The organism is Nocardiopsis sp. TSRI0078, from assembly GCF_001905145.1.
GTDB lineage: Bacteria > Actinomycetota > Actinomycetes > Streptosporangiales > Streptosporangiaceae > Nocardiopsis.
In genome coordinates this window covers 139,209-153,915 of record NZ_LWLB01000005.1, presented here as the reverse complement: position 1 = coordinate 153,915, position 14,707 = coordinate 139,209, and the positions used below count along the sequence as shown (strand labels likewise).

Below are 14,707 nucleotides of genomic sequence, written 5' to 3'. Positions count from 1 at the left end.
CAGGATGAAAAGCGCTCAGTGTGCAGGCGATGCCGGCGAAGGCCAGGAAGTGATCCGCCTTGCGCTCGTAGCGGCGGTGCAGACGACGGCATTCGGCCAGCCAAGCCATCGTGCGCTCCACGTGCCACCGGTGCCGTCCCAACCGCTGTGAGGACTCCACTCCCTTGCGGGCCAAGCGGTGGACGATCCCCCGCTGGCGTAGCCATCGGCGCAGGTGGGCGTAGTCGTAGCCTTTGTCGCCGTACAGCTTGGCGGGTCTGCGCCACCTCGGCCCGCGGCGCGACCGGATCGGAGGGATCCCGCGGACCAAGGGCTGGAGGGCCTGGCTGTCGTGGGTGTTGGCCCCGGAGATCGCCATGGACAGGGGAAGACCGTCCCGGTCGGTGATCAAGTGGATCTTCGCGCCCTTCTTGCCCCGGTCGACAGGATTCGGACCTGTCAGGTCCCCCCTTTGAGGGCGCGCATGTTGACCGAGTCGATTGCGCACCGCGACCAGTCCAGCTCGCCGCGGGCGTCGAGTTCGTCCAGGACCAGGCGGTGGAGCTTGGCCCAGACCCGGGCGCGGGTCCACTCGGTGAAGCGCCGGTGCGTAGTAGGTCCGGACGGGCCGAACACCGGCGGGAGTTGGGCCCAGGTGCAGCCGGTCGTGGCTACGAAGATGATCGCGGCCAGCACCTCACGATCCCCGTGTCTGCGCCTGCCGCCGTCCTGGGGGCGCGTGGGTGCCTCAGGCACCACTCGCTGGAACAGTTCCCACAGCTCATCCGGCACAAGGCGTTCAACCATCGACCCGCGACCAGGTTACCGAGAACCCAAATGAGATGAGCTTTTAGTGGTCCAGGTGTAGATAGGACTCCGTAGTATTTAATTAGCGAAGGGCTGTGCTTCCGACCAGCGATTCACAAGATCACGTCCGGCGGGGGTCAGAAGGTAATGCTCAGTCGCAGGCACGTTAAGCCGATGGCCTGTAGCCAGGACAGTGGTAAAGCTCATTTCGGACCCGCCCGTTAATTTGATGAGTATCCCGTCTTTGATGAGGTAGCTCAGCATCAGGTCTAGGGCTCCCGGGAGAGAGACGATATCGTTGTTCGGAAGGCGAGCGAAATGCTCAAGGACACGGCGCTCGAAGTCCCCATATCGTTGGTTCAACAAGGCGAGGTTGGTTTTGTACTGTCTGAGTGACTTGCGATCAATCTGATCAGGTCCGTCGCCTTTGCGGCGATGGCATGTTGGGCATAGCGCGATGAGGTTCTCGAAACTGTGCTCACGAACCTGAGCCCAGTCGTCGATGTGCTCAATTTCGACTGGGTACGCCCGGCATGTCGGTATCGCACATCGGTGGCCAGCCTCTACGAGTACGGCTCTCTTCAGCTCCCGCGGGATCGCAGGTCGTCCTTCTGCCATGCAGCAACTCTACGAGTGGCTGACGACAGAAAGTAGGTTGCTTCGTGCCGGGATCGCCTCCCGTCACTCTCGTGAAGCAAGACGTCTGTCGAAGGTGATGTCGGATCCGGCCGGCATTGTGTCGCCGGAGGCGGCACGGTAGGCGACTGAGAGACATCTCAGGTGGCCAAGTTGTCAAGCCGCGACCGCTAGACCGGAGGTGAACGCGCGTTGCTCGTCGAAGCTCTGACCGGTCTGCAAGCAGTGGAACAGCTGCCCCAGCATCCGGTTGAACAGGTGCCGCTGGGCCTGGGCGTGCCAGTCACCGCGGTCCCTGCGTCTGCGGTAGTGAGCGTAGGCGCCCGGGGACCTGGTCAGCGAGGCGAACGCCCAGTGGAACCCCGCGTTGGTCAACCGGTCGTTCTTGATGAACCGCCTGCCCACGAACCGTTTCCGCCCCGAGGCGCGGGTGATGGGGGCGGACCCGGCGTAGGCCTTCAGGCTGCGTGCGTCGGCGAAACGGGCGCGGTCGTCTCCGATCTCGGCGAGTACCCGGGCGCCGGTCAGCACCCCCAAGCCAGGGAAACTGAGCAGGATCTCAGCATCCGGGTGCGCGCGAAAGGACTCCTGGACCGCCGTGGCGAGCTCCTCGGCTGCCGTGCAGGCCGCGTCCAGTTGGCGGATCAGCGCCAGGAGCTGGGTGCCCATGGCGTCCTCGATCCGCTGAGGCTGGTGGGCCCAGGTGGAGCGGAAGATGCCCCGCAGCCGCCTGGCTTCCTCCTCGATACCGCGCCTGCGGCCGGCGCGTTTGAGCGCCGATCTGAGCTGAGCCAGCGACAAACGCGTGGCCTTGTTCGGGGTGGGCGCGGCGGCCAGGACGGTGCGAGCATCGGCCCGAGCCAGGCCGTGCTGCTTGGACTGGAACGCCTCCAACGCGGCCGGGTAGTAATCACGCAGCAGGGAGCGGATCTGGTTGACCAACTGCTGGCGGGCCCAGACCGCGTCCTGCTGGGCGCGGGCCACCACCGCCAGGGCGCGCACCTGCTCGCTGTCTGCGGGCAACGGCCGGTGCGCGGCGGCGTCGGTGCGCAAGATGTTGGCCAGGACCAGGGCGTCGCCGGGATCGGACTTGGCGCGGGAGACGCTGTGCCGGTCGCGGTAGCGGGAAGCGGCCAGCGGGTTGATCGCGTAGACCGGTCGGTTGCCCGTGCGCAGGGCAGCGACGAGCAGGCCGCGGCCGGTCTCGATCGCGACCGAAATGGGGTGCTCGGGGGTGTCGCCGTGCTCGGCGAGCAGCTCCAGCAGCTGCTGGTAGCCGTCGGCGTTGTCGCTGATGCGGAGCTTGGCCAGCAGGGTGCCATCGGCGTCGACCAGGGCGACGTCGTGGGGGGCCTCGGCCCAGTCGATCCCGCAGAACACCGCCATCTGTGTCTCCTTCGCTGGTGTGTTGGCGTGGGTGGGGGCCTGTGTGGTCCGCGCGGCGCCCTAATTCCAAGGCTCTTTGGCCTGCCATCTCAGTAGCCGTTCGCGGTACCAGCGCACCGCAGGGGCCCCGGTCTTGGACAGAGCTCTGGGGCTCGGGATCAAGAGGTGGGGGTCGCCCTGCGGTCGGCTCGCACCACGGGGCTCAACGTTCACGGGGGTGTTGGGGTTTCGTGGCGGCCCGAAGGCACCGGGCGCCGCCGGTCTCTCAGGAGGCCTCGCCAGGCCGGGAAACCTCAGGGGTTGGCCCGGTGCCCACGCGGCCACCACGAAACAGATCCGTCCTGGACCAGTCCAGCAGTCCTTCATCAGGGCTGTCTGGAACCGCTTACGAACGAATTAGGACCCCGCCTGCCTGGCGCTGCGGGACGTCGGGGGACCCGGCAGCACGAGCGGGGAGGGGCGTGAGCAGGGGCCTGGCCCCATCTTGGTCCGGCCCTGGCCCCATCAGTGTGACGGGTCCTCGAAGGTGAGGTCGTGCACCCCGTTTGACCTTGGATTTTATGGTGCACCCGACAGGATTCGAATTGCGGCCATCGGATTAGAAGAATGCTCAGCGGGACGCCCTTGCCCCAGGTTGTCGATGACGTCATCTGGCACATTGCGCGTCTCATGCCGGCAGAGCAGGACACGGTACTTGGACGGGCTTTCCTGAACGGGTTCGCTGGAGCCGTACCCGGAGCGCTCCAGCCGTTGAGCCGAATGCCCATGCGCAACCTCTACTTCGCGTGCACCTCTACGGGATTCATTGGCACCCTCACCGGACAGCGACCTCCGGACAACGCGACGATGAGCGCCTTCGAGACGGACCTTGACGCCCTGGCCCACACAAGGACGCGAGATCGTGCCGGTGACTCTGTACCCGAAGGAGATCACCGAGACGGATGTCGAAGCTTTCACCGAACACGGTGTCATAGTGCTCGTCCACGCGAGCTGGGCCTCGACGACGGACACGGTGGGATTCCTGAACTGTGTCTGGATACAACGAGCGCTCGATCCCCATCGAGAGGAACACGTGGCCGCTCACCCTCGACCGGTGTCCCTCCCTGGATGGCTCCGCCAGAACCCTCCGACCCCGAGAGGTCGGCCCCTTCCGGGCGCAAGGCAAGGGTGTCGTTTACGCTGTCACCGTGCCTGAGGGGCGCTGAATCGCAGTCAAGATGGTCCGTCCCGAATTCGCCTCTGATCCCGACTTCAGGACGCCCCGGGCGAATACGCGACACACAACGGAACAACCCTGCGCATCCACGCCCCCGAGATGAGGAGACCCTGGTGGACACCACCGATCTGCGCGACCCGGCGACCCCTGTGGACGTGGTCTTCGAGGTCCTCCAGAACACCGCCACCCGCACCGCGGCCGCGTACATGCGGGCGGCCGAAGCCGCCACCACTCCGGAGGAGAAGGACGACGCGAAGGAGAAGATGATCCGGGCCTGGCAAGTCAAGCGGCGCCGCCACCTGACCCGGGACGAGATGATCACCCTGATCGAGCAGCTCCAGGAGGAGCGCGATCGTCTTCGGGGAGCCTAACCGGTGCCTGCCCCCTACGAGGTGAGCCCAGAGCTCCTCCAAGGGATCTTCGACGAGTACATCAAGCCCACCGTTTTCGGTGACATCAAGCCGGTAGCCCCGGGAGAGCGCCCCACCCTGATCCTGCTGGGAGGTCAGACCGCCGCCGGGAAGTCCAGCGCGCTCAACGGGATCGATGAGCGCCACGGCAGCGACATCGCCCAGATCAACCCGGACGACTTCCGCCTCCTCCACCCCGAGCTGGACGAGATCATGCGGGATGCCCCGCACGAAATGACCGACCACACCGCACAGGCGATGTACGCCTGGTCCGACATGGCCCGCAACTACGCTCACGCCCACGGCTACCGGCTAATCATCGAGAACACCTTCAGCCGCCCCGAGTACCTGACCAAGTACGCCGAAGAGCTGTCCAAGCCGGTGCACACGACCAAGGAGGACGGCACAACGGTCCGGGTCCACAGCGGGTACGAGGTCGAAGTCGTGGCGCTGGCCACGCCCACCGAGCGCAGTTGCCTGGACATGGTCGGCCGGTACCTGAAGGAACCTGCCGAAGAGGCGCGCTGGTCCGACGCCGAATACCACGACTCCGTGGTGGCGCAGTTGCCCCGATCGCTGGATGTGGTCGAGGCCGACCCCAACGTGGACCGGGTCATCATCACCGACCGGTCTGGCGCGCTCCATTACGACAACGCCCGCGGCCCCGATGGCGCCTGGGCCAGTGAACCGCAGGCGGCCTCGGCACTGCGGGAGATCCGAGGCGACGGGCGAGTGGTCTTCGGCCAGGAGGAGGCTGGTGACTGGCTGTCCAAGTATTGGCAGCACAGCCAGACCCTCCTGGATCGGCGGGAACTGGATGCCCGAACGGCTCCGACGATGCTGACCCTGCACGCTCACGCCGACCGCGTGGCTGCGGTGGCATATGAGGGCCAGGACAAGCAGCTCGCCAAGCACGCCTGGTACCAGAAGGTACAGAAGGCGGTGTTCCTGGCGGGCCAGCGTGGTGTGGACAACGCCGACCTGCCATCGAGCCCACAGGAGTACTTCTCCGGTTCCCCGGAGGAACGCGCGCGCTATGTGGAGGCGATGAGAGCTGCTAAGGAGCCGGGCAGCGAGATCCCTGCGGACGCGGCCAAGGCGGTGCGACGCTCCCAGCAGGGACTGCTTCCCCCGGGCGCAAGGCGTACTCAGACGTCCTCCCCTGACGGTGGTCGACGGAACCGTGGTTCGCAGGAGGGCCCTGACCTGGAGCGCTAGGCACTGTTTTTTGAACGGGTGAGGTCTCGAAGCCAGATCCGGATCGAGGCGACCTGCACGGTCCCGTCGAAGATCGCGGCCCGCTTGTCGTAGCGGGTCGCGATCGCCCGGTTCTGCTTGAGCAGGTTGATGCACCGCTCCACGGTGTTGCGGTCGCGGTAGGCCACCCGTGAAGTTGCTTCAGTTCGGTAGACACCTGTGGGCTGGGGTTTTACGCGGCCTGAGGCAGCACCGCAAGCTTCTCTTGCATGGCTTCAGTGTGGCGACGTTCATACTCGGTCGGGCTGAGCTGGCCGTTGGCGGAATGCCGCCGCCAAGGGTTGTAGAACCCCTCGATGTAGGAGAACACCTCCCGCTCCGCGTCCGCCCTGGTCGCGAAGCGGGCGCGGTCGATCAGTTCGGTCTCCAGCGAGGCGAAGAAGCTCTCGGTGACGGCGTTGTCGTAACACGACCCCGTCCGCCCGGTCGAGGGTGCGATGCCCGCCTCCTCGCAGCGACGGCCGAAGGACAGACTGGTGTATTGCGCTCCCTTGTCCGAGTGGTGGATCAGTCCGGGCCCGGGGCGGCGGGCGGACACCGCCATGCTCAGCGCGTCACAGACCAGCTCAGCGCGCATGTGAGCGGCCATCGCCCACCCCACGATGCGGCGGGAGAACAGGTCCATCACCACGGCCAGGTAGAGCCACCCCTGGTCGGTGGGCACGTAGGTGATATCAGCCGTCCATTTCAGGTTCGGGGCATGGGCGGTGAAGTCGCGGCCGACCAGGTCCGGCGGGGCGGCGGCCATCCGATCCTGTGAGGTCAGGCCCTTGCGGCCAGTGCGACGGTGCACCCCCACCAGGACCTCACGCCGCATCAGGCGGGCGATGCGGTTGCGTCCCACCCGCAGTCCGTCGATCTCGCGTAGATCGGCCTGAATCCTGGGAGCTCCATAGGTGCCCCGGGACTGTTCGTGGTGGTGGCGGATCCTCTCGGCCAGCTCGGCATTGGAGCGATCGCGGGGACCGGGTCCGTGCTCGACTCGGTGAACATGCTGGTAGTAGCCCTGCCGCGACACACCGAGCAGCCGGGACATCAGGGAGACGGGATGGTGCGCCTTCTCTTCGTCGATCAGCCGGTAGATCACCTGCTGGTCTCCTCAGGCGAAGAAAGCCGTGGCCTTGCGCAGGATCTCGCGTTCCTCGCGCAGTTGGGCGTTCTCACGGCGCAACCGGGCCAGTTCGGCCTTGTCGTCGCTGGTGGTGCCTTCTATCTGGCCGGAATCGATCTTGGCCTGCTTGATCCAGGTGCGGATGGTCTGAGCCGAAGGCTCGAACTCGGCTGCCAGGTCCTCGAGGCCGCGGCCGGAGCGGGCCAGAGCGATGATCTGATCGCGGTACTCCGGCGGATACGCGGGGCGGGTCTTGGGCACGTCCATCTCCTCGTTCAGTGACAAAATATCCGAAAGCGGACACCTGTCTACCGAACCGAAGCAAGATCACTCCTGGCGTTCCAGGGCTTGAAGCACGGCCTGTGTGGAGCCGAGCATGTGGCGGTTGTGCTCGACCAGACGCAATCGGGCGCTGCGGTAGGACACTACGAAGTCGTTGCCGACATCTTCCACGGTGGCTCCGGCGAGCCCGATCACTGGGTCGGTCAGGGCCGCGGCGACGAACTCGGGGTTGGGGAACCCGTACCAGCGCAGGCTCCAGTGGTCGTTGGCTCCCCACAGGGCCTTGCCTATCTCGTTCTGGTTGGGGAAAGCGTTCGGGATGTCGCGGGGTGGGTAGTGCCAGCCCGCCGTCGCCCACGTCCCGTCAGGGGCTTGCAGCGCCATCCGGACGAGCAGCGCGGCCAACAGGGTCTGGGCCGCGGGGCTCATGGGCGGGACGGTGGCCAGTTCGCTGATCTCCTGGGGTCCCATCGGATGGTCGACCGGGAGCATGTCCTTGTCGAGGTCGCTGTCAGGGCAAGGGCGGCCGCACACGAGCCGGGAGCCTTCCTCATGGTTGAAGCGGACCAGCAGAAAGGCGCGGGTGGGTAGGTGCCGCAGGGTGGTGTGGTCAAACCGGTGGCACAGGGTGCGCAGCCCGGGGATCCTGTACGCACTGTCAGCGCGAGGGGTGTTGATCCGCCGGGAGACGTTCCAGGGGCAGTCGGTGGCGATGTGCAGGTCGTTGAACCGCGCGGACATGCGGAGCGTGTAGACGCGGATGACGTGGATGCCCCAGTCGCGGGGCGGAGCTCCGAGGCCGTCGGAGTTGAACACGGCAATGGCAAGCAATGCCCTCAGCGCTTGCTGCTCGGAGGTGCAGGTGTCCAGGCCGTGGTCGGTCTTGTCCCGGGGAAGGCCTGCTTCGGCTTCGTGGAAGAACTCTCCAGAGTACCGGAGGCGAGCTTTGGCGGTGCGTCGCTGGACGGAACCGGATGGCATGGCTGTCTCGTTTCCGCGGCTGCCCGGCCAGACGCGTAGAGCAGGGCCATTACCGTCGTGGCGCATGATCAACGAACTCGCCTGAGACGCAGAGCAGGTGTACCACACCCTTCAGCCGCCGGGACCGGACGCCGGGGTCCTGTCCCTCAAGGGGCCGGCAGGCCTCTGCGGGACCGCCATGGCAGACAGCGTAGCGGGAGACGGTTTCCACTGGGTGGGTTTTGGCAGATCATGTCCGAGAGGAACATTCGTCGGCCCGCACCATACCCCGATCCCCCGCGTCCATGAGCAGGAGCCCAGCGATGAGTTCGACCGAGGACCCCACCAAGCTCGCGGTGCTGATCGACGCCGACAACATCCCGCCCTCCGTGGCCCGGGCCCTGTTCGCGGAAGTCGCCCAGTACGGGACCGCGCACGTCAAACGTGCCTACGGCGACTGGACGGGCACCCGGCTCAAGGGCTGGAAGGACGAGTTGCTCGCCCACTCCATCCACCCCATGCAGCAGTTCGCCTACACCAGCGGCAAGAACGCCACCGATGCCGCGCTGATCATCGACGCCATGGACCTGCTGTACACCGGCCGTTTTGACGGGTTCTGCATCGTCTCCAGCGACAGCGACTTCACCCGCCTGGCCGCCAGGATCCGTGAGTCGGGGCTGACGGTCTACGGGTTCGGAGAGCACAAGACCCCTGAGCCGTTCGTCGCCGCGTGCGACAAGTTCATCCGGATCGAGAACCTGCGCACTGCCGTGGACGTCGAGCCCACAACGGTCGGAGCCGATACCGGGCCGGTCCCCACAGCTTGGTTGAAGGGTGACACGGCGCTGGTACTGCTGTTGCGCCAGGCGGTGGAGGCGTCCTCGGACGAGGACGGGTGGGCCAACCTGGCCCGGGTCGGCCACCTGATCACGAAGCAGCGCCCGGATTTCGACGCCCGCACCTACGGCTACGGCAAGCTCAGCGACCTGTTCACCGCCACCACCCTGTTCGACCTGGAACGGCGCACCCCCGGCGGTAGTAGGGCGACCGCGGTCTTGTACGCCCGGGATAAGCGACGCCCCACCCCCGGTGCGTAGGTTCACACACTCGGGAGTGTTCAGGCCCGCGGGAGACGGTACTGGTACGCGGTTGGGGTGAGGTCCTCCTCTTGGGGGGTCCAGTTCTCGTACACCAGAGGGGTTCCACCAGCGGCCTCATAGGTGTCCGAGACACCGATGCCGTGGACCACGAACAGATCGATGTCAGGGAAGGTCTGGGCGTGGTGCTTCTCGTTAGCGGTCAGGCCGACGTTCACCGCAGGCCCGATCAGGCCTTTGGCCTCGACGTGTTTGACCTCGTCGCCGCGTACGCAGAGCAGGTCGTAGGGTCGGCCCGGCCGCCCACGCTCGAGTACCTGCCACCCCTGGCACTGGTAATGGGCGATGGCGACCTCTTCAGCGTGGAGCTCCACCGCTTTGCGCTTGCGCGGATCCTGTTGCCGCGGGGCCCCTGCCCCGCTCAGCGCAGCAGACTCGGCCGGTGCGGGAGCGATGTGCTGCTCCGTTTGGAGCAGGGTGAGTGACGTTGAAGGCAGCACGGTGCTGTCCGCGGGGCCGATGCGAAATCCCGGTCGGCGCTGCAACGGTCCGCCGTGCAGGCCCACCTGGGGGTTCTTGGCCAGATAGTGGGCGTGGTCGAGGATCAGCTCACATTCCTGGGCTGGTGAGGGTGCGTCCAGGTGCATGAGGTGGCCGACTCCGAGCTCGTCGGCTTCGTGCCAGAGCAGGTCGATGGCTTGAAGGTCGAGCACCCGCAGGTGGTCCAGCCCCCAGTCCACATCGACCTTGCGCCCGTGGCTTTCCTGCCCATGGGTTGAGGCGAGTTCGCCCATCACCGCATACAGGGCCTGGGGCCCCCACACGATGAGGCAGGAGCGGCGGAGGGTCCTGCCCCGGCGCTCTTCGGTGTTGGCCAAGGGATGGGTCTCGGGGGTGGTGTGGTGGAAGCGCAGCAGGGAGTGGACGGTGGTGGCCCAGCGGGCGAAGGTGCCCTCTCCGGGCTGGTGCTGTCCGGCGCAGTCCCAGGGTTGCGGGGTGTCGTCAAGGCCGTCGTAGGCGGAGAAGGTCTTGTCGAAGAGCACCGTGCCGTCGCTGGAGGCGATGGCCAAATGGTGCAAGCGCCCGCAGCACGGCGCGGTTCGGCCAGCCAGGACCACTGCGGGCTGCTGGGAGTAGAGCACTTCTTCGGCGACGTCCAGGGCCACCGTGTCGGGGCCTCGGAACAAGCGGGGCTGTTCCTTGTCCTGTGCGGTGTAGGCACGGTCGGTGCGATACAGCGGGGTGAGGGTCCGGCCTCCCCACGGGGTGGGGTGATGGGCCATGTAGGCGTCCGGCCCGGCACCGTGATCATCGAAGAGTCCGACACGGCTCCAGCCGGCTTCGGAAAGTTCGGCGTAGGTGGCCAGATCCTCAGGGACAAAGCCGCGCGTGTAGGTCGGTGTCGCGAGCAGGAGGTGGGGGGTGGTCGTCTGCACCGGGTCAGCATAAGGGCTGCGTCCACCCGCCAAAGCATGGGTGTTCTGGTCGGCTAGTGCTGTGGCCGGAAACGTTCGCCCGGGTGAGTGATCGGTGCCAGGGTTGACCGCAACTGTTTCGTACCGGGGTTGGTAGAGGCTGTGGTGTGTGCCGGGATCGCCTCCCGTCACTGGTCTTCTTCGAGCACGTCTGTGTGGGATGAGACTGGGCTCGGAGGTGGTGGTCGTGTCTGGGTCTGGTTCGGTGTTCAAGCGGTGTGGGTGTCGTTTGCCTGGTACCTCGAGGAAGGTCGGGGGCAGCTGTCCGCGGTTGCGTGCTCGCGGGCATGGGAGCTGGTACTTCTCGGCCGAGTTGGAGCATGTTCCGGGTCGGCGATGCCGGGTGCGTCGTGGTGGGTTCGCTTCCTGGGAGGCAGCGCGCGCGGCGCTGCGTAGGGCCCAGGGCGTGGAGACAGATGCGACAGGCCCGGTGGTGTGGACGGTAGGGGAGTGGCTCCAGCGCTGGTTGGACACTCGGACCCGGTTGCGGCCGCGCACCAGGGTCGGCTACGGCGAGCACATCGACCGCTACCTCAAGCCCTCGCTGGGCGGAGTGCTGTTGGAGGAGTTGACACCTGCCCAGGTGCAGGAGGCGTTCGATGCGATCTCGTGCCACACCACATCGATGGGGGATCGACTTTCCCCGGCGACGGTGCAGCGGATCCGCGCCACGTTGCGGGCGGCGTTGAACACCGCGGTGCGTGAGCGGTTGCTGCCCTCCAACCCCGCTCGAGGCCTGCGGTTGGAGCCGGGGGTGGGTACGCGGCCGGTGGTGTGGACCGACTAGGCGGTGGCCGAGTGGACCCATAGCCGGATGCGGCCGGCGGTGGCGGTGTGGACGGTCGAGCAAACCCGCGCTTTCCTGGGCTTCGTGTCCGACCACCGGCTGTATGCGTTGTTTCACCTACTGGTGATGACCGGGTTGCGGAGGGGCGAGGTGGTGGGGTTGAGGTGGGAGGACCTCGACCTGGCCCGGGGTACGGTGCGCATCGCCCGGCAGCTCCAGACGGGCCGGGGCGGGTTGGTGGAGCTGGCGCCCAAGAGTGCGGCGAGCCGGCGCATGCTGACGTTGGACCATGCCACGGTCGGGGTGTTGCGCCGTCACCAGTGGCGCCAGCAGCACGAAGCAGCCGAGCGCGGGCGCAACTGGATCCCGCAGGGGTATGTGTTCACCGCCCTGCGTGGTGGCCCGATGGCGCCGGAGCGTTTGTCGCGCCTGTTCCGGAAGCTGAACGATGAGAGCGCTTTGCCGCCGGTGCGGTTGCATGATCTGCGCCATGGGGCGGCGACGTTGGCGTTGGCGGCGGGGGTGGAGTTGAAGGTGGTGCAGGCGATGCTGGGTCACGCGAGCATCGTGTTGACTGCGGATACCTATGCCAGTGTGCTGCCGGAGGTGGCGAGGGAGGCAGCGGAGCGAACCGCCTGGCTGGTGTTGCGGGACGCCGGGCGGGCCGGTCGGCATACGAGAAAGCGGCGTGGTCAACGGGGCCTGGTGTTGGTCCCACCCTGGACCCACCGGCAGGACGACCCCCTCAGGTTCTCACCAAACAAGGCTATGACCTGGGGTTTTGTGGCGCACCCGGCAGGATTCGAACCTGCGGCCATCGGATTAGAAGTCCGGTGCTTTCGTGTCTCTACGTGCCACAGGGTGCCGTTTCGTCCCTATCCATCCGATCACCGCCATCGTTTCGTGTTAAGAGGTGCCACCCGGTGTCGTCCCAGTCCGGAACTGCGGAGCACAAACGGAGCACACACCGGCCCTCGGTGGCGTCCGATGGCACCTCGCGAGGTTCTCGCCGTGTGGCTGAGAGTGAGCAGTCCATCGTGGTTGCTCAGATGGCCAGTGGGCGAGTCATCCCAGGTGGGGGCATGACAGGTACGACGGCTGCTCAGCCGGGGTCTCGGAGCGCCCGGCCACTGATCTGCGCGGACCTCCTTGATCTTCGCGGTATTCAGACTGGGCCCAAGGAGCGTTGGACTCCTTGGGCCTCTTGTGTCATGGGAACGGGAGGCCGTGGAGTTCGTCCAGGTGTCTGAGACGGGCACGTATTTCACGCGCTGAACTGCTCCGCATGGCGTGGACCAGTATGTCGAGGAAGTCCTTGGCCATCAGTGGGCTGCCGCAGCATTCCCAGCAGCAGTACCGCGAGCGGGGATAGAGGTGGTCGTTCCATGGGGGGTGCCTGGGGTCGCGGGCGTACTTCTCCCACCTGGGGAGTGCCTTGTTGATGATCCCTGGCCACAGCTGCGGGTGGCGGTGTTCGGCTCGTCGGATCTCGGCCATCGTCTTGGACGATAGGCCTTTGATCGCTGGTGCTTTTCTTTGTCCTCTGCGCGCATGCGTCCCGGCCGTCTACGCGGCATGGGCCTTTCTGTCGATGAACATGCCCCGCATCATGCCATAACGCTTATGTGGCGGCCAGTTCAGGCCTGCGCGGTGTTTTCGCTCCTGTCGGTGGACTTTGGTCGGCGCTGCCTCGTACCGGGCTTAGAGCTCATCTCAAAAGCCACCAGCATGCTTGGACAGGTGCTTGTAACAGATGAGGAGGCAGGCGATGCCGAGCATGGCGAGGAAGGTGGAGGCCTTGCGCTCCCAGCGCACGTTCAGCCTGCGGTAGGAGCCCCGCCAGGCGATGGAGCGCTCGATCTTGTACCGGTGGCGGTCCAGCCGTTGGGAGGACTCTACGCCGGGGCGAGCGATGCGTACACCAATGTCACGTTCGCGCAGCCAGCGGCGCGGGTCACGGGAGTGGTAGGCCTTGTCGCCATGAAGCTTGGCCGGACGTCGCCTACGAGGGCCACGGCGGGACTGCACTGCGGGGATACCCCGGACCAGGAGTTGGAGCGCTTGGCCGTCGTTGACGTTGGCCGCGGAGATCGTGCAGACCAGCGGCAGGCCTTGGTTGTCGCACAGCAGGTGGAGCTTGGAGCCGGGTTTGCCCCTATCGGTAGGATTTGGCCCCGTGTTCTCCCCCTCTTTTGGCGCGGATCGACTGGGAGTCGAAGGTGGCGCGGGACCAGTCCAGCAGGGCGCGTCTGCCCAGCTCGTCCAGGACGGCCTGGTGGATGCGGGTCCACAGGCCCATCTTGGTCTAGGTCTTTCAACCAGCGGTGCGCGGTAGCGCGGGTGACACCGAACAGACCGTCGGCCTTCCTCCCAGAAGCAGCCCGAGGCCTGAACGAACAGCACGGTGGTCAGTACCGCTCTCTGGTCTGCGCGGGGCCGGTCGGTTTTGGCGCGGGTGGCAGCAGGGTTGGACGATCTCCCAGAGGCCGTCGGGCAACACATCACTCACAGTAAGTGATCATGCCAGGTTCAGGACTGCCGCGCAGAGCTTTTGAGATGAGCTCTAAGACTGGAAACTGGGTTCCAGATCACGTGCCTCCCACTGCACTCGTGCCTCCAGGAACTCCACAGACTGCCTCTCTGTACTGTGGCACGTGCTATCGGCGGCAAGGAAACTCCGTAAGAAGTATTTTGAAAGAATGGATGAATGGGGAAATGTTCTAGATGTCGACTGGTCGAGTGATTGGAGAGGTATTCAAGGAGATTCAGTATGCCTACCTCTTGTTGGAGGCTGAAGGTTTCCTGGAGGATGCCGATCACGGTGAATGGGACGGGCCAAGTGATTCGCCGCACTTAATTCCAGGCTCCCTGGCTTTCGCCGTTCGCCTGCCAATGGAGGGGGCTGTGAAAGTGCAAGTTCTCCGTGATGGATATGAAGGTGACTTGCTCCCTCGGGTGATTTTCTCTGGAAGGTTGGATCCGAATATTGGGGAGTTCGTTGTTTCGGACCCGCTGGAAACCTTTCGTATTGCTTTCTCTGGCTCCGGTCTCTTTGAAGTCCGCCTAGATGAACCCCAGGCAGGTCAGGTTCAGATTATTGCGTTCTAAGTTTGCGGATTAGGAATTGGGTCAAATCTAATTTAGATGTCGAATAGAAAACTCGTGCCCCTCCTGTCTTCTGGAGTGACTGATTCGTGCTGCTACTCGTTCGGTGAGATCGGACGGATGGCGCCCATGAATCGGAGGAGCAGAACTCTGATTCCACGGGTTCGACCCGCACGTGCTGGCCGGTCGAAGAGGCGTT

Annotated in this window: 11 protein-coding genes, 1 tRNA gene and 3 pseudogenes; 6 read left to right on the top strand and 9 right to left on the bottom strand. The window is 65.5% G+C overall.

The features are described from left to right. From A6A08_RS27475 to A6A08_RS07270, 3 genes are all read right to left on the bottom strand, one after another. Nucleotides 1-786 (bottom strand): IS5 family transposase gene (locus tag A6A08_RS27475; RefSeq protein ID WP_394328474.1). Its coding sequence is split into 2 segments (ribosomal slippage), with 787 coding nucleotides annotated over them: nucleotides 1-453 and nucleotides 453-786; the frame shifts between segments, so codons are not numbered across the junction. This gene is flagged as partial in the annotation. A 78-nt stretch (nucleotides 787-864) separates the two neighbouring features. Beyond that, nucleotides 865-1,404 (bottom strand): HNH endonuclease signature motif containing protein, encoded by a 540-nt coding sequence (locus tag A6A08_RS29315; RefSeq protein ID WP_073701754.1) that lies wholly within the window; start codon nucleotides 1,402-1,404, stop codon nucleotides 865-867. Between the two features lie 174 nt (nucleotides 1,405-1,578). Continuing rightward, entirely contained in the window at nucleotides 1,579-2,808 is a 1,230-nt protein-coding gene (locus tag A6A08_RS07270) for an IS110 family transposase (RefSeq protein ID WP_073701753.1), read from the bottom strand. Nucleotides 2,809-4,137: 1,329 nt separating this feature from the next. On the opposite strand from A6A08_RS07270, the gene A6A08_RS07265 reads away from it, so the two are divergent. Together A6A08_RS07265 and A6A08_RS07260 are read left to right on the top strand one after the other, a co-directional pair. Further along, a complete protein-coding gene (locus A6A08_RS07265) occupies nucleotides 4,138-4,395 on the top strand; it encodes a hypothetical protein (protein WP_073701752.1) in 258 nt (85 codons plus the stop codon). 3 nt (nucleotides 4,396-4,398) lie between these two features. Then, a complete protein-coding gene (locus A6A08_RS07260) occupies nucleotides 4,399-5,652 on the top strand; it encodes a zeta toxin family protein (protein ID WP_073701751.1) in 1,254 nt (417 codons plus the stop codon). On the opposite strand, the gene A6A08_RS07255 is transcribed toward A6A08_RS07260, so the two are convergent. The 3 genes and pseudogenes from A6A08_RS07255 to A6A08_RS07240 form a co-directional block, all read right to left on the bottom strand. Beyond that, nucleotides 5,649-5,819 (bottom strand): transposase, encoded by a 171-nt coding sequence (locus tag A6A08_RS07255; protein WP_199866863.1) that lies wholly within the window; start codon nucleotides 5,817-5,819, stop codon nucleotides 5,649-5,651. The genes A6A08_RS07260 and A6A08_RS07255 overlap by 4 nt on opposite strands. Nucleotides 5,820-5,863: 44 nt before the next feature. Further along, nucleotides 5,864-7,063: pseudogene (locus A6A08_RS07250) on the bottom strand (IS3 family transposase). A 66-nt stretch (nucleotides 7,064-7,129) separates the two neighbouring features. Then, nucleotides 7,130-7,900 carry a hypothetical protein gene (locus tag A6A08_RS07240; protein WP_143181700.1) on the bottom strand — a complete coding sequence of 257 codons (771 nt, stop codon included), beginning with the start codon at nucleotides 7,898-7,900 and terminating at the stop codon, nucleotides 7,130-7,132. Between the two features lie 467 nt (nucleotides 7,901-8,367). On the opposite strand from A6A08_RS07240, the gene A6A08_RS07235 reads away from it, so the two are divergent. Further along, nucleotides 8,368-9,141 carry an NYN domain-containing protein gene (locus A6A08_RS07235; RefSeq protein ID WP_073701749.1) on the top strand — a complete coding sequence of 258 codons (774 nt, stop codon included), beginning with the start codon at nucleotides 8,368-8,370 and terminating at the stop codon, nucleotides 9,139-9,141. Nucleotides 9,142-9,161: 20 nt separating this feature from the next. Here the strand turns inward: A6A08_RS07235 and A6A08_RS07230 are convergent, their stop codons facing one another. Continuing rightward, nucleotides 9,162-10,577 (bottom strand): hypothetical protein, encoded by a 1,416-nt coding sequence (locus A6A08_RS07230; protein ID WP_073701748.1) that lies wholly within the window; start codon nucleotides 10,575-10,577, stop codon nucleotides 9,162-9,164. Between the two features lie 505 nt (nucleotides 10,578-11,082). On the opposite strand from A6A08_RS07230, the gene A6A08_RS28630 reads away from it, so the two are divergent. Together A6A08_RS28630 and A6A08_RS28625 are read left to right on the top strand one after the other, a co-directional pair. Then, entirely contained in the window at nucleotides 11,083-11,403 is a 321-nt protein-coding gene (locus tag A6A08_RS28630) for a hypothetical protein (RefSeq protein WP_242422163.1), read from the top strand. Between the two features lie 27 nt (nucleotides 11,404-11,430). Next, nucleotides 11,431-11,940, top strand: a pseudogene (locus A6A08_RS28625) (site-specific integrase); the annotation flags it as partial. A gap of 247 nt (nucleotides 11,941-12,187) precedes the next feature. Here the strand turns inward: A6A08_RS28625 and A6A08_RS07220 are convergent. Continuing rightward, nucleotides 12,188-12,268: transfer RNA gene (locus A6A08_RS07220), tRNA-Arg, on the bottom strand. An 848-nt stretch (nucleotides 12,269-13,116) separates the two neighbouring features. Next, nucleotides 13,117-13,912: pseudogene (locus A6A08_RS29310) on the bottom strand (IS5 family transposase). Nucleotides 13,913-14,127: 215 nt separating this feature from the next. Between A6A08_RS29310 and A6A08_RS27465 the strand changes: the two are divergent. Beyond that, the gene (locus A6A08_RS27465) at nucleotides 14,128-14,511 is read left to right on the top strand and encodes a hypothetical protein (protein ID WP_143181697.1); all 384 of its coding nucleotides are present in this window, start codon (nucleotides 14,128-14,130) and stop codon (nucleotides 14,509-14,511) included. The last annotated feature ends 196 nt before the right edge of the window (nucleotides 14,512-14,707 follow it).